Source organism: Kitasatospora sp. NPDC057015 (assembly GCF_042673745.1).
In the GTDB taxonomy this organism is placed as follows: domain Bacteria; phylum Actinomycetota; class Actinomycetes; order Streptomycetales; family Streptomycetaceae; genus Kitasatospora.
This window is the reverse complement of the sequence record NZ_JBHUSG010000022.1, coordinates 110,579-134,516: the sequence shown is the minus strand read 5'-3', so window position 1 is coordinate 134,516 and position 23,938 is coordinate 110,579. Positions and strand designations below refer to the sequence as shown.

Annotated in this window: 17 protein-coding genes; 4 read left to right on the top strand and 13 right to left on the bottom strand. The window is 73.0% G+C overall.

Annotation, left to right across the window (positions count from 1 at the left end; genetic code table 11):
• The 4 genes from ACFTWP_RS21750 to ACFTWP_RS21735 form a co-directional block, all read right to left on the bottom strand.
• Positions 1–1,016 (bottom strand): protease (locus ACFTWP_RS21750; RefSeq protein ID WP_380266287.1); only part of this gene is annotated, 1,016 nt, incomplete at its 3' end.
• A gap of 321 nt (positions 1,017–1,337) precedes the next feature.
• Positions 1,338–2,096, bottom strand: coding sequence for a 3-oxoacyl-ACP reductase FabG (fabG, locus tag ACFTWP_RS21745; RefSeq protein ID WP_380266286.1), 759 nt, complete (start codon positions 2,094–2,096; stop codon positions 1,338–1,340).
• Positions 2,097–2,110: 14 nt separating this feature from the next.
• The gene (locus tag ACFTWP_RS21740; protein WP_380266285.1) at positions 2,111–3,298 is read right to left on the bottom strand and encodes a thiolase family protein; all 1,188 of its coding nucleotides are present in this window, start codon (positions 3,296–3,298) and stop codon (positions 2,111–2,113) included.
• An 88-nt stretch (positions 3,299–3,386) separates the two neighbouring features.
• Entirely contained in the window at positions 3,387–4,550 is a 1,164-nt protein-coding gene (locus ACFTWP_RS21735; RefSeq protein WP_380266293.1) for an acyl-CoA dehydrogenase family protein, read from the bottom strand.
• A 132-nt stretch (positions 4,551–4,682) separates the two neighbouring features.
• On the opposite strand from ACFTWP_RS21735, the gene ACFTWP_RS21730 reads away from it, so the two are divergent.
• Positions 4,683–5,399, top strand: a complete 717-nt coding sequence (locus ACFTWP_RS21730; RefSeq protein ID WP_380266284.1) for a TetR/AcrR family transcriptional regulator — start codon at positions 4,683–4,685, stop codon at positions 5,397–5,399.
• A 52-nt stretch (positions 5,400–5,451) separates the two neighbouring features.
• On the opposite strand, the gene ACFTWP_RS21725 is transcribed toward ACFTWP_RS21730, so the two are convergent.
• The 8 genes from ACFTWP_RS21725 to ACFTWP_RS21690 all read right to left on the bottom strand — a co-directional run bounded on the left by ACFTWP_RS21725 (position 5,452) and on the right by ACFTWP_RS21690 (position 15,578).
• Positions 5,452–6,537: a nitric oxide synthase oxygenase gene (locus tag ACFTWP_RS21725; protein WP_380266292.1), complete on the bottom strand. Its 1,086-nt coding sequence runs from the start codon at positions 6,535–6,537 to the stop codon at positions 5,452–5,454.
• A 495-nt stretch (positions 6,538–7,032) separates the two neighbouring features.
• Positions 7,033–8,472, bottom strand: coding sequence for a sugar porter family MFS transporter (locus ACFTWP_RS21720; protein WP_380266283.1), 1,440 nt, complete (start codon positions 8,470–8,472; stop codon positions 7,033–7,035).
• 165 nt (positions 8,473–8,637) lie between these two features.
• Positions 8,638–9,609 carry an L-histidine N(alpha)-methyltransferase gene (gene egtD, locus ACFTWP_RS21715; RefSeq protein ID WP_380266281.1) on the bottom strand — a complete coding sequence of 324 codons (972 nt, stop codon included), beginning with the start codon at positions 9,607–9,609 and terminating at the stop codon, positions 8,638–8,640.
• A gap of 89 nt (positions 9,610–9,698) precedes the next feature.
• Complete coding sequence (gene egtC / locus ACFTWP_RS21710; RefSeq protein WP_380266280.1) at positions 9,699–10,436, bottom strand: ergothioneine biosynthesis protein EgtC; 738 nt, start codon at positions 10,434–10,436, stop codon at positions 9,699–9,701.
• A 130-nt stretch (positions 10,437–10,566) separates the two neighbouring features.
• On the bottom strand, positions 10,567–11,889 hold the full coding sequence (gene egtB, locus ACFTWP_RS21705) for an ergothioneine biosynthesis protein EgtB (protein WP_380266279.1): 1,323 nt from the start codon (positions 11,887–11,889) through the stop codon (positions 10,567–10,569).
• 128 nt (positions 11,890–12,017) lie between these two features.
• A complete protein-coding gene (gene egtA / locus ACFTWP_RS21700; RefSeq protein WP_380266278.1) occupies positions 12,018–13,439 on the bottom strand; it encodes an ergothioneine biosynthesis glutamate--cysteine ligase EgtA in 1,422 nt (473 codons plus the stop codon).
• Positions 13,440–13,550: 111 nt separating this feature from the next.
• A complete protein-coding gene (locus tag ACFTWP_RS21695) occupies positions 13,551–14,771 on the bottom strand; it encodes a MalY/PatB family protein (protein WP_380266276.1) in 1,221 nt (406 codons plus the stop codon).
• A gap of 351 nt (positions 14,772–15,122) precedes the next feature.
• Positions 15,123–15,578, bottom strand: a complete 456-nt coding sequence (locus tag ACFTWP_RS21690) for an SRPBCC family protein (protein WP_380266275.1) — start codon at positions 15,576–15,578, stop codon at positions 15,123–15,125.
• Between the two features lie 762 nt (positions 15,579–16,340).
• On the opposite strand from ACFTWP_RS21690, the gene ACFTWP_RS21685 reads away from it, so the two are divergent.
• Positions 16,341–18,518, top strand: coding sequence for a glycoside hydrolase family 6 protein (locus ACFTWP_RS21685; protein ID WP_380266291.1), 2,178 nt, complete (start codon positions 16,341–16,343; stop codon positions 18,516–18,518).
• Between the two features lie 180 nt (positions 18,519–18,698).
• On the opposite strand, the gene ACFTWP_RS21680 is transcribed toward ACFTWP_RS21685, so the two are convergent.
• The gene (locus tag ACFTWP_RS21680; protein WP_380266274.1) at positions 18,699–20,573 is read right to left on the bottom strand and encodes a glycoside hydrolase family 15 protein; all 1,875 of its coding nucleotides are present in this window, start codon (positions 20,571–20,573) and stop codon (positions 18,699–18,701) included.
• Positions 20,574–20,714: 141 nt separating this feature from the next.
• Between ACFTWP_RS21680 and ACFTWP_RS21675 the strand changes: the two genes are divergently transcribed.
• Both ACFTWP_RS21675 and ACFTWP_RS21670 read left to right on the top strand, forming a co-directional pair.
• A complete protein-coding gene (locus ACFTWP_RS21675; RefSeq protein WP_380266273.1) occupies positions 20,715–21,521 on the top strand; it encodes an SAM-dependent methyltransferase in 807 nt (268 codons plus the stop codon).
• Positions 21,518–23,620: a putative bifunctional diguanylate cyclase/phosphodiesterase gene (locus tag ACFTWP_RS21670; protein ID WP_380266272.1), complete on the top strand. Its 2,103-nt coding sequence runs from the start codon at positions 21,518–21,520 to the stop codon at positions 23,618–23,620. The genes ACFTWP_RS21675 and ACFTWP_RS21670 overlap by 4 nt, the downstream gene beginning before the upstream one ends.
• Positions 23,621–23,938: the final 318 nt, after the last annotated feature.

Below are 23,938 nucleotides of genomic sequence, written 5' to 3'. Positions count from 1 at the left end.
GCCCTGGCCACGCCGGTCTGGTACCAGGGGCGGGAGAAGACCCCGGAGACGCCGCCGCCGGCCGCGCCGTAGTCGTCGTGCCAGACCTTGTCGGGCGCGGTGCGCTTCCCGGTGTCGTCCAGGGTCAGCTCGGTGCCGCCGACCGAGGTGACCAGCGGGTCGGAGGAGGGCCAGGAGTTGACCTTGTACGGGTAGAGGTCCTCGCCGTTGGTCTGGTAGTCGGTGGCGCCGGCGTCGCCGGAGGCCGCCAGGACGGTGACGTCGTGCGCGGCGGCGTACTGGAAGGCGTACCGCAGGTCGGTGAGGGACTTGAAGTCGCCCTTGTCGTAGCCGGGGAAGGTGTTCTCGGTGGCCCCGAAGCTCTGCGAGATGACGTCGGCCTTGCCCGCCTTGATCAGCGCCTTCTCGGCGTCCATCATCTCGGGCAGGCCGGTGACGCCCTCGGTCTCGGCGACGCCGGTCTCGACCAGGACGATGTGGGCGTCCGGGGCGACGGCGTGGGCGTACTCGACGTCCAGGGTGCTCTCGCCGGCCCAGCCGGTGTGGTCGGCGTTGGTCGGGTCGAAGGGCGGGACGTCGCCCCACTTGACCACCTCGACCTGGGTGTCCGGGATGCCCCACTGCTTGTCGAAGACCTCCAGGTCGTGCTGGATGGTCGGCGAGCCGAAGGAGTCCACGATCACGATCGTCCGGCCCTTGCCGGTGATGCCCTGCCGGTACAGCGGGTCGAGGTTGTACGCGGTGCGGTACTGCAGCGGCGAGTAGCAGTGGATGCCGATCTCCGCGACGCACTGCGAGGTCGGCAGCGGCGTGCCCCGGCCGGCGGCGCTGATGTGCCCGTGGGAGGCGGGGCGTACGTGGACGGCCGGCTGCCGGTGCCCGTGGTCCGGGCCGGCGGCGAGGCCGGTGGCTCCGACGCTGCCGGTGCTGAGGGCGGTTGCCCCGACGGCGAGCAGCGCGAGGGTGCGTACGGCGGCGGAGCGGCGGGTGCCCGCGGTGGCGGGGGAGGTGCCCATGGAACTCCTTGGGACGGAGGGTCCGGCCTGCTGGGGTCGGTCCGGCCATCCCATCGATCAGAACATGATCATGCCATAGTCATTTGGTACTCCTGGTATGACCGCTCCAGGCCACCGGACAAGGTAAAGGCTGGCCCCGGGTTCGGTCATGGACCACCGGGACCAGCCATTTGTGTGACGGTCGGACAGACCGCGGACTACGACCGCGAGCCGGCGGTCCGACCCCGGCCGGGCCCCGGCCGGGCCCACGGGCGGCCCGAGCGGTCCGCCCGTCGACTCACCGGTCGGCCTTCGCGCCGTCGGAGCGGTCGGCGATCGCGGTCAGCGCGCCCCGCCGTTGACGTACAGGGTCTGCCCGCTGACGTACGAGGCGTCCTCGCTCGCCAGGAACGCGACCACCGCGGCGATCTCCTCCGGCTGCCCGACCCGGCGCAGCGGGGTGCGGGCCGACACCTCGGCCTGGTGGTCCTCGGGGGTGGAGCCGACCCGCTCGGCGGTGGCGGCCGTCATCGAGGTCGCGATGTAGCCGGGCGCCACCGCGTTGACGTTGACGTTGTACGGGCCCAGCTCGATCGCCAGGGTGGCGGTCAGGCCCTGGATGCCGGCCTTGGCCGCGGCGTAGTTCGCCTGGCCGCGGGCACCGAGGGCGGAGCGCGAGCTGAGCGAGACGATCTTGCCGTACTGCTGCCGGACCATGTACGCCTGCGCGGCCTGCGCGCAGTTGAACGCACTGGTCAGGTTGACCGACAACACGGCGTCCCAGTCCGCCTTCGGCATCCGGAAGAAGAGGTTGTCACGGGTGATCCCGGCGTTGTTCACCAGGATGTGCAGCCCGCCCAGCTCCTCCACCACCCGCGCGAAGACCGCCTCCACCGCCTCGTGGTCCGCCACGTCGCAGCCGTACGCCCGCGCGGTGCCGCCCTTGGCGGTGATCGCGTCCACCGTGGCCTGCGCCCGCTCGGCCGTCAGGTCGACCACGGCGACCGCCGCGCCCTCCTCGGCGAGCCGCAGGGCGGTGGCCGCGCCGATGCCCTGGGCCGCACCGGTGACGACGGCGACCCTGTCTGAGAACCTGCTCATGCTGTGATGCTCCTTCAGGCTGATTCGACGAGTACGGCGGTGCCCTGACCGACACCCACACACATGGTGGCCAGGCCGCGCCGGGCTCCGGTGCGACGCATGCGGTGCAACAGGGTGGTGAGGATGCGGGCGCCGGAGCCGCCCAGCGGGTGGCCGAGGGCGATCGCCCCGCCGGAGGGGTTGACCAGCTCGGGGTCGAAGCCCAGCTCGTCCACGCAGGCCAGTGCCTGGGCGGCGAAGGCCTCGTTGAACTCGGCCTCCTCGACGTCCTCGACGCTCCACCCGAGCCGCCCGAGCACCTTGCGGGTGGCCGGCACCGGACCGATGCCCATCACGTCCGGGTGGACCCCGGCCGAGGCCCCGGCGGCGTACCGGCCGAGCGGCTCCAGGCCCAGCTCGTTCAGCGCCTCCTCGCTGACCAGCAGCAGGGCGGCCGCGCCGTCGTTCATCGGGGAGGCGTTGCCGGCCGTGACCGTCCCGCCCTCCCGGAAGACCGGCTTCAGCTTGGCGAGCCGCTCCAGGGAGGAGTCCTCCCGGATGCTCTCGTCCTGGTCGACCGTCACACCGTCCGCGCGCAGGACGGGCAGCAGCTCCGCGTCGAAGTGGCCGTCCTTGCGCGCGGCGGCGGCCCGCCGGTGGCTGCGCAGGGCGAAGGCGTCCTGCCGTTCGCGGCTGATCCCGTACCGGGCGGCCACCTCCTCGGCGGTCTCGCCCATGCTGAGCACGCCGTGCAGCTCGTGCATCCGGGGGTTGGTGATGCGCCAGCCGAGCCGGGTGTCGAAGGTCTCCAGCTTGTGCGGCAGCGCCTCGTCCGGGCGGGGCAGCACGAAGGGCGCGCGGCTCATCGACTCGCAGCCGCCGGCGACCACGATGTCCGCCTCACCGGAGCCGATCGCCCGGGCCGCCGTGGTCACGGCCTCCAGGCCGGAGGCGCAGAGCCGGTTGACCGTCGCGCCCGGGACGGATTCGGGCAGCCCGGCCAGCAGTACGGCCATCCGGGCGGCGTTGCGGTTGTCCTCCCCGGCCTGGTTGGCGGCGCCCCAGTAGACGTCGTCGATCCGGGCCGGATCGAGACCGGGCGCGTCGGCGAGCAGCCCGCGCAGCACGGCGGCGGACAGGTCGTCGGGGCGGACGCCGGACAGCGCGCCGCGGAGCCGCCCGATGGGGGTGCGGCGGGCGGCGGCGAAGTAGACGGGACGCACTTCGTCGGGCTCCTCTACGTCGGAGGGAGGGAGGGAGGGAGGGAGGAAGGAAGGGGAACGGCGGGCAGCGGCGGCCGGTGACCTGGCGTCAGAACGCGTTGACGCCCGTCAGGGCGCGTCCGATCAGCAGCTTGTGGATCTGGCTGGTGCCCTCGTACAGGGTCATCACCCGGGCGTCCCGGAGGTACTTGCCGACCGGGTACTCGTCGATGAACCCGTAGCCGCCGAAGACCTGCAGCGCGTTGTTCGCGGCCCGGACGGCGGCCTCGCTCGCGAAAAGCTTCGCGACCGAGGACTCGGTGGCGAAGGGCAGTCCGCGCTCGATCCGGTCGGCCACCCGCCAGGTGAGCAGTCGAGCCGCCTCCAGGTCCACCGCGATGTCGGAGAGCAGTTCCTGCACCAGCTGGCGCGAGGCGATCGGGCGGCCGAACTGCTCGCGCTCGCCGGCGTGGCGCACGGCCGCGTCCAGGCACGCCTGGGCGATTCCCACGCAGCCGGCCGCGACCGACATCCTCCCCTTGGCCAGCGCCGCCATCGCCACCGTGAAGCCCTTGCCCTCGTCGCCGAGTCGGGCGCCGTCCGGCACCCGGACGTCGTCGAAGACGAGCTCCGCGGTGGCCTGGCCGCGCAGTCCGAGCTTGCCGTGGATCTCGGTACGGGTGAGGCCGGGCAGGTCGGTCGGCACCAGGAAGGCGGTGATGCCCCGGTGTCCGGCGCGCTCCGGGGCGTCGCCGCCGGTCCGGGCGAAGACCAGGGCCACGTCGGCCCAGGTCCCGTTGGTGATGAACATCTTGGAGCCGCTGATCAGCCAGTGGTCGCCGTCGCGGACGGCCCGGGTGGTGAGGTTCGCCGCGTCCGAGCCGGTGCCGGGCTCGGTGAGGGCGAAGCAGCCGAGCGAGCGGCCGGAGGTCAGCCCGGGCAGCCACTGCCGCTTCTGCTCCTCGGTGCCGTACGCGTTGACGGACTTGGCGACCAGCCCGAGCGAGACCGAGACGATCCCGCGCACGGCGGAGTCACCGCGGCCGAGCTCCTCCAGGACGAGGCAGTACGCCAGGTGGTCGCCGCCGCTGCCGCCGTACTCCTCGGGGATGGTCAGCCCCAGGAAGCCCACCGCCGCCAGCTTGCCGATGATCGCGCGGTCGACCGACTCGGCGCGGTCCCAGGCGGCGGCGTACGGCACGATCTCGCGGTCCGTGAAGCCGGCGGCGAGTTCGCGGACGGCGGTCTGCTCCTCGGAGAGCTCCAGGTTCATGGGGGCGTCCATCCGTTAAACTAGCGGTGCAAGTTTTTTCGGACTCTAACCCGCCCCGACCGATCTGGGAAGAGCCGCCTGCGAGAATGACCGCCCGGAGCGCCCGCGCCCACCCGACCGGAGGAACCGACGATGGCCCGCCCGCGCACGCCACTGCTCAGCCGCGACCGCATCGTCGCGGCAGCTCTCGCGCTCGCCGACGCGGAGGGCCTGGACGCGCTGTCGACCCGCCGGCTGGCCACCGAGCTCTCGGTCAGCGGCCCGTCGCTCTACAACCACTTCGCCACCAAGGACGAGCTGCTCGACGCGGTGGTGGACACCGTGATGGGGGAGGTGGACCTCTCCATGTTCGCCGCGGCCGGCGAACCGGGGGGACGGCGCAGCGGCGCCGGCGGCCCGGGCGGGCCGGAGCACCGCGACTGGCGCGTGCCGCTGCGTGACTGGGCCCGCTCCTACCGTGCGGCCCTGGCCGCGCACCCCAACATCGTCCCCGTCCTCGCCCAGGGCCCGGGCCGCCGGCCGAACGCCCTCCGGTTGGCCGACGCAGTCTTCGGCTGCCTGGTCGACGCGGGCTGGCCGCGCGGCCAGGCCACCCGGATCGGCGCCCTGATGCGCTACTTCGTCACCGGCTCGGCCCTCGCCTCCTTCGCCGCGGGATTCCCCGAGGACGCCGACCTGTACGCCGCCGAGTACCCGCACCTGGGCGAGGCCCACCTGCTCGCCGAACACCGCCGCTCGATCGACGAGGGCGCCTTCGAGACCGGCCTGGAGGCCCTGCTCGACGGCCTGGAACTGCGCTACCGGCGCACCGTCAGCCCCGGTTCCGCCCCGGGGCGGCGGGAGGGTTGATCACCACGGCTGATCACCACGGCTGATCACCATGGCTGATCACCATGGCTGATCACCACGGCTCGCGCGCGAGGAAGGCCGGGCGCAGGGACGGGTCGACCGGGTCGTAGTACCGGTGGTACACCGGTGTCAGCCCGCCCGAGACCGGCGGGACGATCCAGCTCCAGTCCGCCGGAGTGGGCCGCCCGAGCCGCTTCTCCTGCGCGATGTGCTTGAGGAACCGCTCCGACTCGGTGTGGTGGTCGGCCATCGTCACCCCGGCCTCCTGGAACGAGTGCAGCACCGCCACGTTCAGCTCCACCAGCGTCCGGTCGCGCCAGAGCGTCCGCTCGCTGGAGGTGTCCAGCCCGAGCCGTCCGGCGACCTCCGCCAGCAGGTTGTAGCGGTCCGCGTCCGCCAGGTTCCGGGCCCCGATCTCGGTGCCCATGTACCAGCCGTTGAACGGCGCCGTCGGGTAGCGCACGCCGCCGATCTCCAGCGTCATGTCGCTGATCGCCGGCACCGCGTACCAGCGCAGACCCAGCTCGGCGAACCACTCGTGGTCCGGATGCGTCAGCCGTACCTCCAGCGCGGCGTCGTCCGGCACCTCGTACCACTCGGGGCGGGCACCCGCACGCTCCTGCACCAGGAGCGGCAGCACCTCGAACGACCCCTCGCCGCACTTCCACCCGAGGTCGCGCGCCCTGGCCGCCAGCTGCGCCCCCGCCGGATCGCCCGTCCAGCCGCCGCCCGGCGCCGGGTGTCCCGCGTACCGGACCAACTGCTGGTTGAGGATCCGGGGCGCCGGGCGGCCCGGCCGGTCCGGCGCGAAGACCGAGACGACCGGCCGGATCCGGCCGCCGTTGGTGGCCAGCCGCAGATGCTCGAAGCACTCGTCGGCGATGTCGTCGGCGGAGGAGAGGTGGCGCAGGTCGCGCACCACCAGGCTGCGCCAGTACAACCGCCCGATGCAGCGTGCCGCGTTGCGCCAGGCCAGCCGCGCGCCGAAGGCCAGCTCCTCGGCGGTGTGCTCGTACGTCCCGGTGCGGTCGATCTCGTCCAGCACCTGGCGCAGCCTCGCCGCCGGGCCGCTGCCGTCCGGCCGCTCCCGGTGGAACTGCCGGACGAAGGCCGCGGCCTGCTGCGGGTCGGTGAACACGGAGGCCGGTGCGCCGTGGCCGGACGCGGGCGCGGCGGAGGCTGCCGGGGGGAACGGACCGTCGGTCGTCGGTGCCTGCGGTGCCTGCGGCGCGGACGGCGCGTGCGGTGACGACGCGGCGGGCGCGGGCGGTGCGGTGTGGCCGTACGGACAGGCGCCCGTCGCCACGGCGGGTCTGCGGGTGCGGAGCCGGTTGAAGATCAAGAATCATCCCTCCCAGACGTCCAGGAGTACCGGATGCGTACACCCGGCCGCAGAGAGTGAACGAATCGGCTCCTGCGCACCGGCGATTACCGCTATGGTGCTGTGCTTTCGCCTGCCCGCCTGCCCGCCTGCCTCCGGCGCGCCCCGGCCCGGGCCCGGTGCGTGCCGACGACGCCGGACGCGTCGGGCGGACGGCAGCGCGCCCCGGGGTTCGTCCCGGGGCGCGCTGCGGCAGGCTGTGGTGCGGGGCAGGCTGTGGTGCGGGTGGCCCGTACCGCGGGGTGGGGCGGGTCAGCCCATGTCCTCCAGGCGGACGCCCTTGGTCTCCTTCATGAACTTCGCCACGAAGAGGACCGACCCGGCCGCGAAGAGCGCGTACGCGAGGTACGTGGCCGAGAGGTTCCAGCGCGCCATCGACGGGAAGGACACGGTGATCGCCCAGTTGGCGATCCACTGCGCCGAGGCGGCCACCGAGAGGGCGGCGGCCCGGATCCGGTTGGGGAACATCTCGCCGAGCATCACCCAGACGACCACGCCCCACGACATCGCGAAGAAGAGCACGAAGGCGTTGGCGGAGATCAGGGCGACGGTGCCCTGGAGGTCGGGCAGGGCGACGTCGTCACCGCTCCCGGTGGCCGAGGAGAACGCCCAGGCGCAGGCGCCCAGCGAGAGGGCCATGCCGGCCGAGCCGGTCAGGGCCAGCGGCTTGCGGCCGATCCGGTCGACCAGCAGGATCGCGATCACGGTGCCGACGATGTTGATGATGGAGCTGGAGAAGCTGATCAGCAGCGAGTTGCTCTGGTCGACCCCGACCGACTGCCAGAGGATCGACGAGTAGTAGAAGATCACGTTGATGCCGACCAGCTGCTGGAAGACCGAGAGGCCGATGCCGGTCCAGACGATCGGCAGCAGGCCGAAGCGCCCGCCCAGCAGGTCCTTGAAGCGCGGCTGGTGGTCGGAGGCGATCAGCCCCTGGATCTCGGTGATCCGCGCGTCGGTGTCGGCGGCCGGTCCCTCGACCTCCTTGAGCACCTCGCGGGCCTCGTCGAGCCGGCCGGCCGAGATCAGGAAGCGCGGGGACTCCGGGATCGTCGAGGACAGCACGAAGTAGACGACGGCGGGCACGACGCAGACGCCGAGCATCCACTGCCAGGCCTCCAGGCCGAGCAGCTGGCCGCGGGTGTCGCCGCCCGCGGACTCGGTGAGCACCCAGTTGACCAGCTGCGAGATGGCGATGCCGAGGACGATCGCGGCCTGCTGGAAGGACGCGAGCCGACCGCGGTAGCGGGTCGGGGCGACCTCGGCGATGTAGGTCGGCGCGATCACCGAGGCGATGCCGATCGCCGCGCCTCCGAGCACCCGCCACAGGGCGAGGTCCCAGGCCGCGAACGGCAGCATCGAACCGACGGCGCTGATGCCGAAGAGGACCGCGCCGACCTTCATCACCTTGATCCGCCCGTAGCGGTCGGCGAACCGGCCGGCCAGGGCGGCGCCCAGCGCGGAGCCGAGCAGTGCGGACGAGACGATCAGACCGGTCACGCCGTCGCCGACGCCGAATCTGTCCTGGATGCCGGAGACGGCGCCGTTGATCACGGAGCTGTCGTAGCCGAACAGGAACCCGCCGAGGGCGGCCGCGGCGGTGATGAAGACGACGAAGCCGAGCCGGTCGGGCGTCGGGGCCGAAGCCCCGGACGCCTGGCCGGGCAGGGCTGACGACTGGGTGGCGGTCACGGAATCTCTCTCCCGGTGCTCAACAGTGAGCCTGCATAGCATGAACGCTTTGCGGCCGGGTTGCCGCAACGCGCGTTCAAGATATGTTCGTATGAATCGATACGGCAAGCTCAAACAGGGATGGGCCCGGCAGTCTTCTGTTCATGTCTTGAACATAAGGGCCGGCTACACCGGCTCGGCCAGTGAAAGCCCGAACCTGCCCGCCTCGTCTGTCCACCATTGCGAGAGCCGAAACCCGGCCGCCGCGAGCTCCTTCGCCACCCGCTCGCGGCGGAACTTCGCCGACACCTCGGTGCGCAGCTCCTCGCCCGCCTCGAAGTGCACCGGCAGGTCCAGCGCCGGGATCTTCACGGTCTGCGTCCGCAGCGAGCGCAGCCGCATCTCGATCCACTCCTGCTCGGGATCCCAGAGCGCGACGTGCTCGAACGCCTCCGGGTCGAAGTCCGCCGCCAGCTCCCGGTTGAGCACGTTGAGGACGTTCTTGTTGAACTCCGCGGTCACCCCGGCCGAGTCGTCGTACGCGGCGACCAGGACGGCCGGATCCTTCACCAGGTCGGTGCCCAGCAACAGGAAGTCGCCCCGGTCCACCATGCCGCGCAGGGTGGTCAGGAACTCCGCCCGCTCGGGCGGCAGGAAGTTCCCGAGCGTGCCGCCGAGGAAGGCGACCAACCGGGGCCCGCCGTCCGGCGGCAGCCCCGGCCCGGCGGTGAAGTCCGACAGCACCGCGCGCACCGCGAGCTCCGGGTACTCGTCGGCCAGCGCCTGCCCGGCGGCGGTCAGCGCGCTCTCGCTGACGTCCACCGGCACGTACGTCTCCAGCGTGCCGAGCTCGTGCAGGGCGTCCAGCAGCAGCCGGGTCTTCTCCGAGGAGCCGGAGCCCAGTTCGACCAGCGTCCGGGCCTTCGAGGCCTCCGCGATCTCGCCGGCCCGCGCGGCGAGGATGGCCCGCTCGGCCCTGGTCGGGTAGTACTCGGGCAGCCGGGTGATCTCCTCGAAGAGGTCGCTGCCCCTGGCGTCGTAGAACCACTTCGGGGGCAGCCACTTGGGATCCGAGGTCAGGCCGTGCTGCACGTCGTGGCGCAGGGCCCGGGTGAAGTGGTCGGCGGGCAGCAGGCGGGTGAGATCGAAGGGGCGCACGGTGGGTCGTCCTCTCGGGTGGTGTCCGCGGGCGGGATTCGCCCGCGGGCGGGATGGGAGGGTGTGGCCGCGGACGGTGTCGCGGGGGATCACAGCGGGCGTACGGTGACGCCCTCGGTGGTGGCCAGGACGAGGGAGCGGTCCGGGACGGGGGCCCAGTCGGGTCCGTCGTCGGCGGGCTCCGAGGCGACCAGGACGCTGTGGCCCGGACGGCTGCGGTGGAACAGTGTGTCGCCGTAGGTGGTGGCGGCGATCGTGCTGCCGTCCGTGAGCAACAGGTTCAACCGGGCGTCGGTGCAGGCGGCGATGTCCGCGACGGCGGCGCCGAGCGCGTCACCGAGGCCGGAGCCGGATCTCAGCCGGTGCAGCACCAGGGCCCAGACCAGGGCGGAGTCGCTGCGCGCCTCCAGGGACAGCAACTCGGCGGGCGGCAGCAGCGCGGCGACCGAGTCGAGCTTGTCGGGCCAGCCCTGGACGGCGCCGTTGTGGCTGAACAGCCAGCCGCCGGCCCCGAAGGGGGCGGCCGCCGCCTCGCCCGGCGCGCAACCCTCGGTGGCCGAGCGGACCGCGGCGAGCACGGCCCGGCTGCGCACCACCCGGGCGAGGTCGGTGAACGACGGATCGGCCCAGATCGGCCCGGCCCGGCGGTAGCGGGCCGGCACCGGGTCGCCGTCCGCGTACCACCCCACGCCGAACCCGTCGGCGTTCAGCGTGCCGTACCGCTGCATCCTGGGGGCCCAGGACTGCCGGTACAGCCCGAACGGCGGCTCGACGACCAGGTCCCGCAGGGTCACGGGCGGGCCGAGGTAAGCAAGGTGACGGCACATCAGATCAGCTCCCCGGGTCGCCCCGACGGCTGCGGCAGTCGCGGGTGGGAGGGTCGGTGCGGTGCCCGCGGGGGCGCCCCGGGGGCTGTCCGGGACGCCCTCCGGCACCTCGTCCGGTCGGGTGCGGGCATCAGCGGTGCTCCGGGTCGCGCGCGGTGCGGAACCCGGCGAAGATCTGCCGCCGGATCGGGTAGTCCCAGTTCCGGAAGGTCCCCCGGCAGGCGACCGGGGCGACCGCGAAGCATCCGCCGCGCAGGACCTTGTACTCCGGCCCGAAGAACACCTCGGAGTACTCCCGGTACGGCCAGGCGCGGAAGCCCGGGTAGGGGCGGAGGTCGCTGGCCGTCCACTCCCAGACGTCACCCATCAACTGCCGTACCCCGTGCGGTGATGCGCCGGCCGGGTAGCTGCCCACCGGAGCCGGGCGCAGATGCCGCTGGCCGAGGTTGGCGTGCTCGGGGCCGGGGGCCTGGTCGCCCCAGGGGTACCGGCGGGAGCGGCCGGTGGCCGGGTCGTGCCGGGCCGCCTTCTCCCACTCGGCCTCGGTCGGCAGCCGCCGTCCGGCCCAGCGGGCGTACGCGTCGGCCTCGTACCAGCTGACGTGCAGGACCGGCTCGTCCCCGGGGACGGGTTCGAGGACGCCGAAGCGGCGGCGCAGCCACTGGCCGCCGTCCAGGCTCCAGAACAGCGGCGCGCTCAGCTCGGCCCGGTTGCGGTGCTCCCAGCCCTCGGGCGTCCACCAGCGGGGTTCGCGGTAGCCGCCGTCGGAGATGAACCGCTGGTACGCCGCGTTGGAGACCGGCGTGGTGTCCAGCAGAAAGTCGTCCAACTCGATCTCGTGGGAGGGGCGTTCGTTGTCCAGGGCCCAGATCTCGGTGTCGGTGCCCATCCGGAACGGGCCGCCCGGGATGAGCACCTCGGCGGGCAGTGCGGCGGCGTCGGCCGGAGCCGGCGGGGGCGCCGGGGCGGCCAGGGCGGGCGGGCCCTGGCGGAGCTGATGGGTGATCAGCATGGTCTCGTCGTGCTGCTGTTCGTGCTGGGCGATCATGCCGAAGGCGAAGCCGCCGGCCAGCAGCGGCGGGCCCTCCAGCGGGCTGGCGGCCAGCAGGTCGAGCACCCGGCCGCGCACCTCGTGGGCGTACGCCCGGGCTTCGTGCGGCGGTAGCAGCGGCAGGCTCGGCCGCTCGGCCCTGGGGTGTTCGAAGGCGTCGTAGAGCGGGTCGATCTCCGGGCGCATCGGGTCACGGCCGCCGATGTTGCGCAGCAGCCACATCTCCTCCTGGTTGCCGATGTGGGCGAGGTCCCAGACCAGCGGCGACATCAACGGCGAGTGCTGGGCGGTGAGATCGGGATCCTCGACGCAGTCGGTGAGGGCGGCGGTGCGTGCCCGGGCCGCGATCAGCTCGGTGGCGATCAGCTCGCGCAGGGCCTCGGCGCCCGGCGCGTCCGCCACCGGTCCGTCGGTGCCCGGCCGGGCGGGCACCGCGGGAGCGGGGGCGGAAACAGGAGACGGGGCGGAAGCCGGGTCGAGGCCGGGCGTCCGGGGGCGGGCGGTTGCGGTACCGGGGTCAGTGTCGTGGTTCAGCACGGTGCGGCCTCCGGGGGTGAGAGTCGGGTGCCGGAGCGCAGGGCGTCCAGCTGGTCGTCCGCCGGGCAGCGGCCACGGGCCGGGTAGCGATCGGCGAACTCGGCGACGGCACTGCGGAGATGACCCGCGCCGTCCAGTCTGGCCAGGGCCGCGTCGGCGGCGGCGAAGCAGGCCAGCGCGGCGCGGCGCAACTGCGGGTCGCCGACCGCCTGGGTGGCCGCGCGCTGCCAGACGGCGCTGCGCGGTGGGCGCGCGCCGTTGGCGGCGGCGAGGGGTTCGAGGGCGGCGAGCGCCGCGTCGGCGGCCACCGGGTCGTCGAACAGCGCACCGGTCAGCGCGGCGGGTACCACCCAGCCGTCGCCGGGCTGCGCGTCGATCATCCGCAACTCCAGGTGTCCGCGCGGTCGGACCGGCGGGAACAGCGTGGTGCGGTGGTACTCCAGGTCGGCCCAGGTCGGCGGGCGGTCGCCGGCGCCGCGCAGCCAGTTCCGGAAGGTCAGGCCGGCCGGCGCCGTCCAGGGCTGCCCGTCCGGCCGGCGGATGCAGAGCACCTCGGCGTCCAGTACGTAGGCGGCCCAGGCGGCGCGGGGGTCGCCGCCGTCCATCCCGGGGGCGAGGGTGCGGCTGGGGTCCATCCGGGACCACACGGTCTGCCGCGTGGACCGGTGGCCGGTCGGTTTTCCGTCCAGCAGCGGTGAGTTGGCGAACGCCGCGACCAGGACCGGGCCGAGCAGGTGTGCCAGCCGCCAGCGGTCGGCGAGCGCGTGCGGGCCCAGTTCGGAGCCGGCGTCCACACAGACCTGGACCGAGGCGGTACCGGTCATCATGATCCGGCCCCACGGGCCCGACCGACCGAAGAACCGTTCCATCGCGAGATAGCGGGGGTGGTCCAGGACCATCCGGCGGTCGCGGTCCAGCGGATCGGTGCCGGTGCCGGTGAGACGCAGGCCCTGCGCGGCGAACGCGGACCGGAGGACACCGAGATCGCGTCGGGTGGCCTCGACGCACGAGCTGAGGCTGTCCGCGGGCGGGGAGCTGAGCTCGACCTGCCCGCCGGGTTCGAGGGTGATGAGCGACCCTGCGGGTAGTACCTGGCCGTCGGGGTGCGGCGGCAGCGAATCCAGGGCCGCGGCCACCCGCTCGGGCGGGACGGTGGACTCGGGACATCGCTCGTCATGGACGAACCACTCGACCTCCACTCCGACCAGTCGGGGCGGGCCGATCTTGAAGCAGACGCCGGCCATGTGGCTCTCGGCCGTCGACTCCGTCAGCGGGGTGATCGCCTGCGGGGCCTGGGCGCGCTCCGCGGTCCGCGGCGGCTGTCCGGCCGCCGGTGCCTGTCCGGCCGGCGGGCCCGCTGCCTTGGGCTCGGCGCCCTGCTGGGCTGGTGTGCGATTCGGGCGAACGGGTATCACCGGACTCACCATCCTCGGGGTTCACGATTGCGGCCCGGTCTTCCTGCCCAGTCTGCTACGGAGCATGCCGATCCGCCGTACACAGTTCCGATGGACGGGTGTTCATCCAGGTCAGAGGGTGTGTAGTCGGTCGATTACGGTGTCCAGGAGGGGCGTCGGGAGAGCGTAGTTGAGACGTAGCCGGCCCTGCCCGGCAGGTCCGAATCCGGTGCCCTCGGACAGCTCCAGCCCGCACCGCTCCAGCAGGGCGGCGCGGGCACCCCGGGCGGGCAGGCCGAGGGCCGCGGCGTCCAGCCAGAGCAGGTACGAGGCGTGCGGACGGGAGACCACCGCGCTGCCGAGCACGTCGGTCAGCCGGGTCCGGGCGACGACCAGATGGCGCAGCAGTGCGTCCAGCCACGGGCCGCCGTCCGCCAGCGCGGCCCGCTGGACGGTCTGCTCCAGCAGGCCGCCCTCCCAGAGCCCGAAACCCGCCATCAGCCCGGTCAGTCGGGTGCGCAGGGCCGGGTCCGGGACGAGGGCGAAGCAACTGGGGACGCCCGAGGTGTTGAACGTCTTCCCCACCGAGTTGAGCGTGACCGTGTGCCGTGCGAGGTCACCCGCCGCGACCGCCGCCACGGGGTGCCGGAGGCCGTGGTCCGGGTGCAGGAGGTCGCCGTGCACCTCGTCGGAGAGGAGGATCCCGCCCGGTCCGGCCCCGCCGTCGGCCACGGCCTCGGCGAGGGCCCGGATCTCGGCGTGGGTCCAGACCCGGCCGGAGGGGTTGTTCGGGTTGCTCAGGACGATCGCCCCGGGCCGGCGGCGGGCGAATTCCTCGGTCGGCAGCCGGTAGCCGTCGCCCTCGACGGACAGCGCGACCTCCTCGTACGGCAGCCCGGCGGCCGCACAGATCTCGGTGAAGCCGGCCCACTCGGGGGTGGGGACCAGCACCGGGCGGGCCGGTGCGATCGCCTCCAGGAGCAGCCGCAGCGCGGTGCGCGGACTGAACGGCAGCAGCAGTACCCAGTCGGGGTCGACCGCCACCGCGTGCCGGTCCCGGTACCACCGCGCGACGAGTTCGCGTCCGCCCGGGTCGCACTGCGTGTAGCCGTACGCGCGGTGCGCCGCCCGGGTGGCCAGCGCCTCCGCGACGGCCGGCGGTCCGGGGAGATCCATGTCCGCCAGGCCCATCGAGATCACCCCGCCCGGGGTCGCGCCCGCTCGGGCCCACTTGATGCTGCCGGTGCCGGTGCGGTCGAAGGGCCGGTCGAACTCCGCCCCGGGATTGGGTCCCGGCCCGGTGCGCGGTGACCCGGCGGGGGAGGACGCCGGTGCGGCGGCTGGCTCGGACACGTCCAACTCGGACCTCCGGGGCTGCGGGGCGGGGCGGGTGGCTCGCTGTCACGCTAACGCGGGGTGGGGGCGGGTGGGGTGACTTGCGGGGGAGTGGGAGTGGGAGTGGGGGATGGGCAGGGGTGCAGGGTGTGCAGGGGGCGGCGCGCGGGGCAGGTGATGTCGTCCGTTGGTGGTCAGCGCATTGTCGTCAGCTGGTATCTGAAATCTGTCATCTGTCAGCTGTCAGCCGAGATTCGTCAGCAGTCAGCAGCCATCCGTCAGCGGGCGGTCGTCAGCGGCTGGACGTTCGAAGGACCCTCGTCGGGCGCCGCGTCCTCGCCGCACCCGCTTCGGGCCCGTCGTGGCCGGTCAGGGGCCGGATGCGGCGGCCAGATGACCGCGTAGTCCGCGTTCGCCCCCGCGCATCATGGCCGCGTGGTTGGTCAGGAAGACCGGCCGGGCCGGGGCCGAGAGCAGGCGCAGCAGCGGCTTGCCCAGGCGGGCCTCCTCCTCGAACAGGACGCGGGCGCCGCCAGGTCGAGCGGTGACCGTCCAGCGTGACCAGCCGACCAGATCGCCCGTCATCCGTGCCTCCAGGACACCGGCGGCCTCGTCCTGCCGGGTGGCCCGGACGGCGAAGACCAGCCGGTAGGGGAGCACGGACCGGACGACGAGTTCGCCGGCGTCGCTCGCGGTCCGTCTGACCTCGCGGACCTGCGGCCACCAGCGGGGATACCCGGCGACGTCCGCCAGTGCGGCCAGCACCGGGCCGGGGGAGACGCCGAACTGCCAGGTGCTGCTGAGGTGGTAGGTACTGAAACCCATCGGGAAACCCCCTGATTCGTGCCCCGGTCCGGACCCGCGTGACGTGGCCCGGAGGACGCGCGCGACCCGAACTCCCGGACGGTGCGAGCTCCCTGACGGCCCGAGCGCCCGGACGGCCCGAACACCCGTCCCGCCCGGGCCACCCCGTCCGCGGGCCGCCGCCGCGACGGGCTGCCCCGCCCGTCGGTGGCCGCGTCCCGTCGAAGCTACCCGCCCGGCCGCCGGGGCACCCCGACCCGCGCGCGAAAGTCGGTCGGGCCGCGGTCCGTTGCCGTCCTGCTCCCCTCCCCGCAGCCCTTTCCCGATCGCCCGCACCCCCTCCGCACCCCCTCCGCACCCCCTCCGCGACCCCTCCCCGGCCCCTCCGGGCCCCCTCCCCGGCGCCGATTTTTCAGCCCCTGTCGGGTCTCCTCGCGGGCCTGCGCCCGGGCCCTCGTCGCGCTGCTCCGGTGCTGCTGCCGCGCTGCTCGTGGGCCCAATGCCCGGGAGCGCTCCCACGATTGACACTCCAATGTCAGCCTCTGGGGCGGGTGTCGTCGAATCGTCGAAATCAGTCCTAGACCTTGACGGAGCAGTTGCCCCATGGCTTTATATGCCGTGAGGAACGGGATGCCCTCCGACTTCGCCCCCCGATAGTGGGAGCGCTCCCACTCATTTCCCCCTGGATCCCCCCCACCCGAAAGGATCCAAGAAGTGTCATCACAGGTCCTCCGCCGGCTCAGAACTGCCGCCGCCGCCGTGGCGCTCAGCGCCACCGCGATCATGCCGATCGCCTTCGCGAACCAGGCCCAGGCCGCCACCAAGGTCGACAACCCCTATGTGGGTGCCGGGGTTTACGTGAACCCGGAGTGGTCCGCCCTCGCCGCCGCCGAGCCCGGTGGCAGCGCGGTCTCCAACCAGCCGACCGCGGTCTGGCTGGACCGGATCGCCGCGATCAACGGCTCCAGCACCTCCATGGGCCTGCGCGCCCACCTGAACGCCGCCGTGGCCCAGGCCGCCGGCAAGCCGTACGTCGTGCAGCTCGTGGTCTACGACCTGCCCGGCCGTGACTGTGCGGCCCTTGCCTCCAACGGTGAGCTCGGCCCGACCGACCTGCCGCGTTACAAGAGCGAGTTCATCGACCCGATCGCCGCGATCCTGGCCGACCCGGCCTACGCGAACCTGCGCATCGTGACGACGATCGAGATCGACTCGCTGCCGAACCTGATCACGAACGCGGGCGGCACCGCCACCGCGACCGCCAACTGCGACGTGATGAAGGCCAACGGCAACTACGTCAACGGTGTCGGCTACGCGCTGAACAAGCTCGGCGCGATCTCCAACGTCTACAACTACATCGACGCCGGTCACCACGGCTGGCTCGGTTGGGACTCCAACCTCCAGCCGACGATCGACCTGCTGAAGACGGCGGCCACCTCCTCCGGCAGCACCGTCGCCAACGTGCACGGCTTCATCGTCAACACCGCCAACTACTCGGCGCTGAAGGAGCCCTACTTCACGATCGACGACGTCGTCGGCGGCCAGTCGATCCGCGCCACCTCGAAGTGGGTCGACTGGAACCGCTACGTCGACGAGCAGTCCTACGCCGTCGCGTTCCGCCAGAAGGCCGCCGCGTCCGGCTTCGACAGCAACATCGGCATGCTGATCGACACCTCGCGCAACGGCTGGGGCGGCGCCAACCGTCCGACCGGCCCCGGCCCGACGACCAGTGGTGACGCCTACGTCAACGGTGGCCGCATCGACCGCCGCTTCCAGGCCGGCAACTGGTGCAACCAGTCCGGTGCGGGTCTCGGCGAGCGTCCGACGGCGGCTCCGACCGCCGGCATCGACGCCTACGTCTGGGTGAAGCCTCCGGGCGAGTCCGACGGTGCGTCCAAGGTCATCGCGAATGACCAGGGCAAGGGCTTCGACCGCATGTGTGACCCGACCTACACGGGTAACGCCCGCAACGGCAACCAGATGTCCGGCGCCCTGCCGGACGCGCCGCTGGCCGGCGCCTGGTTCTCCGCGCAGTTCCAGGAGCTCCTGAAGAACGCCTACCCGCCGGTCACCGGTGGCACCGGCGACACCGTCGCCCCGACCGCCCCGTCGGCGCTGGTCTCGACCGGCACCACCTCGGCGAGCGTCTCGCTCTCCTGGACGGCCTCGACCGACAACGTCGGTGTCACCGGCTACGACATCTACCGCGGCGCCACCAAGGTGGGCTCCTCGACCTCCACCAGCTACACCGACAGCGGCCTGACCGCCTCGACGGCGTACAGCTACACGGTGAAGGCGAAGGACGCGGCGGGCAACGTCTCGGCCGCCTCCAACAGCGTGACCGCCACCACCACCGCGGTGACCGGCGACACCGTCGCCCCCACGGCGCCCTCGGCGCTGGTCTCGACCGGTAACACCTCGGCGAGCGTCTCGCTCTCCTGGGGTGCCTCGACCGACAACGTCGGCGTGACGGGTTACGACGTCTACCGCGGCGCCACCAAGGTGGGCTCCTCGACCTCCACCAGCTACACCGACAGCGGCCTGACCGCCTCGACGGCGTACAGCTACACGGTGAAGGCGAAGGACGCGGCGGGCAACGTCTCGGCCGCCTCCAACAGCGTCTCGGTCACCACCGCCTCGACTGGTGGCACGGGCAACGTGGGCTGCACCGCGACGTACACCGTCAGCAGCGACTGGGGCGCGGGCTTCAACGCCGACGTCACGGTCAAGAACACCGGCACCACCGCCAGCAGCCACTGGAAGGTCACCTGGAACTTCGGTGGCAACCAGCAGATCACCAACCTGTGGAACGGCAACAAGACCCAGACCGGTAACGCCGTCAGCGTGACCGACGCGGGTTACAACGCGGCCCTCGCCGTCGGTGCCAGCGCCGGCTTCGGCTTCGGTGCCAGCTACTCCGGCGCCAACGCGGTCCCGACGCTCACCTGCACCGCGAGCTGACGCACCACCCCGGCGGACCTCCGCCGGTCGGCACGACGAACAACCGGTGAAACCTCCGGCCGGCCCCGCAGTTCGGGGCCGGCCGGAGGCGCGTTCGGCTCCGGCCGGGAGTGGTGCCGACCGGACCCGCACCCGCCACCGATCCCCGCCCCCCGACCCCCACCCCCTGACCACCGGCGCTCAGGGGTCCGGCTCGGCCAATGTGAAGGCCGTGTTGACGAGCGCGACATGGGTGAACGCCTGCGGCATGTTGCCCAGTTGGCGGTTCTCCACCGGGTCCCACTCCTCGGCGAGCAGGCCCAGGTCGTTGGCGAGCGCCACCACCCGGGTGAACAACTCCCGCGCCTCGGGGCGCCGTCCGGTGGCGACGAGGGCGTCGGCCAGCCAGAACGAGCAGGCCAGGAAGGCGCCTTCACCTCCCGGCAGTCCGTCCGGCCCGGGCCGGCCGCCCGCCGAGCCGCCCGGGCCCCGCCGCCCGCCACCGCTGTGTCCTTCACCACCCGGCCCGTCGGCGTGCCGCCCGTCACCGCCCGGGCCGTCGCCCCGGCCGTCATAGCGCCGGACGAAGCCGCCGTGGTCGAGCCCGGCCCGTACCGCGTCCACCGTGCGCACCACCCGGGGGTCGTCCGGCGGCAGGAATCCGCTCTTCACCACGAAGAGCGTCGCCGCGTCCAACTCGCTCCCGCCGTAGTGCTGGACGAACACCCCGCGGCGCCGGTCGTACCCGTTGGCGCAGACGTCCGCGTGCACGGCGTCCCGCATCGCACGCCAGCGCTCGACCGGCGCGGGCAGCCCGGTGGCCTCGGCCAGCCGGACGGCGCGGTCGGCGGCGACCCAGGACATCACCTTGGAGTGCACGAAGTGGCGGCGGGAGCTGCGGATCTCCCACAGTCCCTCGTCCGGCTCCCGCCAGTGCTGCTCCAGGTAACCCATCAGCGCGCGCAGCAGGCTCCAGACGTGCCGCTCCATCGGGATGCCGGCCAGCAGGGCCAGGTGGAGGGTGTCCACCACCTCCCCGTAGACGTCCAGTTGGAGCTGCTGGACGGCGGCGTTGCCGAACCGCACCGGCCGGGAGTCCTCGTACCCGGGCAGCCAGGCGGCCTCCGTCTCGATGACCACCCGTTCGCCCGCGACGCCGTACATCGTCTGCAGGTCGCTGGGGTCGCCGGCGATCGCCCGCAGCAGCCACTTGCGCCAGGCCGCCGCCTCCTCCCGGAACCCGCCGCGCAGCAGGGCGGAGAGCGTCATGCTGGAGTCGCGCAGCCAGCAGAACCGGTAGTCCCAGTTGCGGGTCCCGCCGATGAGTTCGGGCAGCGCGGCCGTGGGCGCGGCGACGATGCCGCCGGTCGGCGCGTACGCGAGGGCCTTGAGGGTGATCAGGGAGCGCAGGACGGGGTCGCGCCACTCGCCGCGGTAGCGGAAGTTGCCGGCCCAGTCGCGCCACCGGCCGAGGGTGGCGCGGAGCGCCTGGTCGGGGTCGGCCAGCGGGGTGCTGTGCAGGTGGGAGGGCTGCCAGGTGAGGAGGAAGGCGACCTTGCGTCCGGCGGTCACGGTGAAGTCGGAGACGGTGCTGCCGTCCGAGCCGTAGGTGTGGACCCCGGGGGGTACGCGCAACCAGGCCGAGTCGGGGCCGGCGACGGCCACCCGGTGGTGGCCGGTGCGCCGTACCCAGGGGTCGATGCGGCCGTAGTTGAAGCTCAGCCGCAGCTCACCGCGCATCTCGACGCTGCCGCTCAGGCATTCGACGATCCGCACCAGCCGCGGTACGCGGTCCCGGTGCGGCATGAAGTCGGTGACCCGGACGGTGCCGGTGGCCGTCCGCCACTCGGACTCCAGGACGAGGCTGTCCTCGCGGTACGAGCGGGTGGTGCACGGACCGGCGCCGGCGGGCGCGAGCCGCCAGCTGCCGTGGCTGCGGTCGCCGATCAGGGCGGCGAAGCAACTGGGGGAGTCGAACCGGGGCAGGCAGAGCCAGTCGACCGATCCGTCCCGTCCGACCAGGGCGGCGGTCTGCAGGTCGCCGATCAGGGCGTAGTCCTCAATCCGTCCACTCATCGATGCTAGTATCCGGCCCTCCGGCGACCCCGGCAGGCCGGGGAGTCTCCGGTTGCACCCGCTCGGCGTGCGGAGGATGATCTTCTGTGCCTGTTGTCTCCTGCGAGCCGGATTGAGCCGGGAATCTGAAGGGGTACCGCCATGCGGCGACCGGACTGGGTACCGGCTGGAACCGATCTGGACAAGCCGAACGCGGCCCGGGTCTACGACTACTACCTGGGCGGTTCGCACAACTTCGAGGTCGACCGGGAGATGGCACGCAAGGCCATGGCGCTCTGGCCGGACCTGCCGATGATCATGCGGGCGAACCGGGCGTTCCTGCGGCGCGCCGTGCAGTTCGTGGCGGAGGCCGGCATCTCGCGGTTCCTCGACGTCGGTTCCGGCATTCCGACCTTCGGCGCGGTGCACGAGGTGGCCCGGGCGATCAGACCCGACGCCGAGGTGGTCTACGTGGACCGCGACGCGGTCGCGGTCGCGCACAGCCGGCTGATGCTGGAGCACGACCCGCTCAGCCACGCCGTCCAGGCCGATCTGCGCGACCCGCAGGACATCCTGTCCCGCCCCGAGGTGCGGGCGCTGCTCGCTCCGGGCGAGCCGGTCGCGGTGCTGCTGGTCGCGGTGCTGCACTTCGTCACGGACGAGGAGGACCCGTGGCGGTCGGTGGCGGCGCTGCGCGACGCGCTGCCGCCCGGCAGCGCGCTGGTGCTCTCGCACGCCTCGCTGGAGGGCCGGCCCGACCAGGCGGAGGACCACCAGGCGCTGTACCGGATGACGCCGACTCCGCTGACGATGCGCACCCAGGAGCAGATCGTCTCGCTGTTCGAGGGCTTCGAGCTGGTCGAGCCGGGCGTGGTCTACCTGCCGCAGTGGCACCCGGAGAGCCCCGACGCGGTCGGCGAGCACCCGGAGCGGATGACCGGCATGGCGGGTGTGGGGCTCCGGCCGTGAGCGCCGAGCCGGCGGAGGTGGACGCGGCCCGCTTCCGCGAGGACTGGGCCCTGCTGCTGGCGGCCGGGCACGGCGCGGCCGTGCACCCCGGCATCCTGCACCGCCTGGTGTCCCGCACCGTCGGCCTGCTGCACCGGGCCCAGCGGGACGAGCCCTTCGACGCGGCCTTCGCCGAGGAGGCGGGCGCCCTGCTGGTGGACGCGCACTTCACGGACCCCTCGGTGCTGGCCAGGGCGGTCGGCCTGCTGCACCGCCAGCCCGACGAGGACGGCCGCGGCCCGGCCGTCTGCGGGGCGTTCGCGGCCGGCTGGGCCGCCGCCCTGCGCGAGCGCACGCTGCGTGAGCAGGAGGCGATCCGGACGGCCGCGGACAGTGCCCGCAAGGACGCCGAGAAGGCGCTGCGGGCCTCCGAGGCACGGTTCCGGGCACTGTTCGAGAGCGCGGCGATCGGTATCGGCATCGGTGACACCGAGGGCAACATCCTGGCCGTCAACAAGGCGCTCCAGGACATCTTCGGCGCCCGCCCGGAGGACCTCCAGGGCCACAAGGTCAACGAACTGGTGCACCCCGAGGACACCCCCGGCGTCTGGGAGGCGTACGAGGACCTCGTCTCGGGCAAGCGGGAGTACCTCCAGTTCGACAAGCCGTACTACCGCCGGGACGGCGAGGTGGTCTGGACGCAGCTGACCGTCTCGCTGATCCGGGACGACGAGGGCGTGCCGCAGTACCAGGTGGCGATGCTGGAGGACATCACCGACCGCTACCGCCTGCAGGAGCGGCTGCGCCACCAGGCGACCCACGACTCGCTCACCGGGCTGCCGAACCGGGCGGCGTTCTTCGAGCGGCTGGAGAAGATCTTCGAGGACCCGGAGCCGGGCGCGCGCTTCGGCCTCTGCTACGTCGACCTCGACGGCTTCAAGGTGGTCAACGACAGTCTCGGCCACGAGACCGGTGACCAGCTGCTGACGGCGGTCGCGGACCGGCTGAAGGCCGCGCTGAGCCCGCTCGGGCACCTGGTGGCCCGGCTCGGCGGCGACGAGTTCGTGGTGCTGCTGGAGAACTGCCGGGGCGAGCAGGAGGCGGTGGCCGCCGCGAAGACGGTGCTGAACGCGCTGGACGGGCCGGTGCACATCGGCGACCACCGGCTGGCCGTCGGCGCCAGCGTCGGCGTGCTGGAGCGCCGGGTCGCCACCACCACCCCGGGGGCGGCCGTCCGGGCGGCCGATCTGACGCTGTACCGGGCGAAGGAGGCGGGCCGCGGGCGCTGGACGCTGTTCGACCCGAAGGAGACCGCGCGGGCGGTGAGCCGCTACGCGGTGTCGGTGCGGATGCCGGCCGCCCTGGACCGGGGCGAGTTCTTCATCGACTACCAGCCGTTGCACGCGCTGGCGGACGGCTCGCTCGCGGCGGTCGAGGCCCTGGTGCGGTGGCGCCACCCGCAGTTGGGCGTACTCGGCCCGGACGAGTTCGTGGCGACGGCCGAGGAGACCGGCCTGATCATGCCGCTGGGCCGCTGGGTGCTGGAGCAGGCCTGCGGTCAGGCGGCCGACTGGGAGCGGCGGTTCGGCGCGGCGGCTCCGCAGATGAACGTGAACCTGGCGGTCCGCCAGGCCCGTAACGCCGGACTGGTGGGCGACGTCGGGCGGATCCTGCAGACCACCGGCCTGGACCCGAGCCGGCTGCAGCTGGAGATCACCGAGAGCACCGTGGTGGGCCCCGAGGACGAGGCCCTGAAGACCCTGCACAAGCTCGTCGACATGGGTGTCTCGCTGGCCATCGACGACTTCGGCACCGGCTGGTCCAACCTCGCCTACCTGCGCGACCTGCCGGTCTCCGGACTCAAGATCGCCGGGTCCTTCGTGGGGGACCTGCACGATCCCCGCAAGGACGAGCCCACCGGGTGGCGGATCGTCAGCGGCCTGGTGTCCCTCGCGCACACCCTCGGCCTGACGGTGACGGCGGAGGGGGTGGAGACCCGTGGCGACGCGGAGCGGCTGCGGCAGATCGGCTGCGACTGGGCGCAGGGGTGGCACTTCGGGCGGCCGGTGCGCCCGGCCGAGATCGCCCGCCGGATCGCCGAGGGCGGGCTCGCCCGGTAGTACGCGGCGGGCCCGGCCCGGACGAGCGGCGCGGCCCGGACGAGCGGCCCGGCCCGGACGAGCGGTCCGGGCGGTCGGGCGCCGCCCGGGCGGGTGCGGAGCGCGACAGGGCGGCGATCCGGAGAAATGCGGACAAACCACTCCAAACCCCTTGACTTGTCGCGAGGTTCCTGCGCACGATGGGGCCCTGGCACCGCACCCCGTGCGGAGAGCACATTGGCCAGTTCGAGCAGTACCGGCGCTTCGGCGCCCACGCAGTACCGGCGCCCCCGGCGTCGAGGCGGACCGGCAATCCGCGATTCGCGCGCAGCGCACACC

Bases quoted from the DNA above. Each gene is read 5' to 3' on its own strand.
- fabG (WP_380266286.1), bottom strand. From the start codon at position 2,096: ATGAGCAGGTTCTCAGACAGGGTCGCCGTCGTCACCGGTGCGGCCCAG.
- ACFTWP_RS21735 (WP_380266293.1), bottom strand. From the start codon at position 4,550: ATGAACCTGGAGCTCTCCGAGGAGCAGACCGCCGTCCGCGAACTCGCC.
- ACFTWP_RS21730 (WP_380266284.1), top strand. From the start codon at position 4,683: ATGGCCCGCCCGCGCACGCCACTGCTCAGCCGCGACCGCATCGTCGCG.
- egtC (WP_380266280.1), bottom strand. From the start codon at position 10,436: ATGTGCCGTCACCTTGCTTACCTCGGCCCGCCCGTGACCCTGCGGGAC.
- ACFTWP_RS21690 (WP_380266275.1), bottom strand. From the start codon at position 15,578: ATGGGTTTCAGTACCTACCACCTCAGCAGCACCTGGCAGTTCGGCGTC.
- ACFTWP_RS21685 (WP_380266291.1), top strand. From the start codon at position 16,341: ATGCCGATCGCCTTCGCGAACCAGGCCCAGGCCGCCACCAAGGTCGAC.
- ACFTWP_RS21680 (WP_380266274.1), bottom strand. From the start codon at position 20,573: ATGAGTGGACGGATTGAGGACTACGCCCTGATCGGCGACCTGCAGACC.
- ACFTWP_RS21675 (WP_380266273.1), top strand. From the start codon at position 20,715: ATGCGGCGACCGGACTGGGTACCGGCTGGAACCGATCTGGACAAGCCG.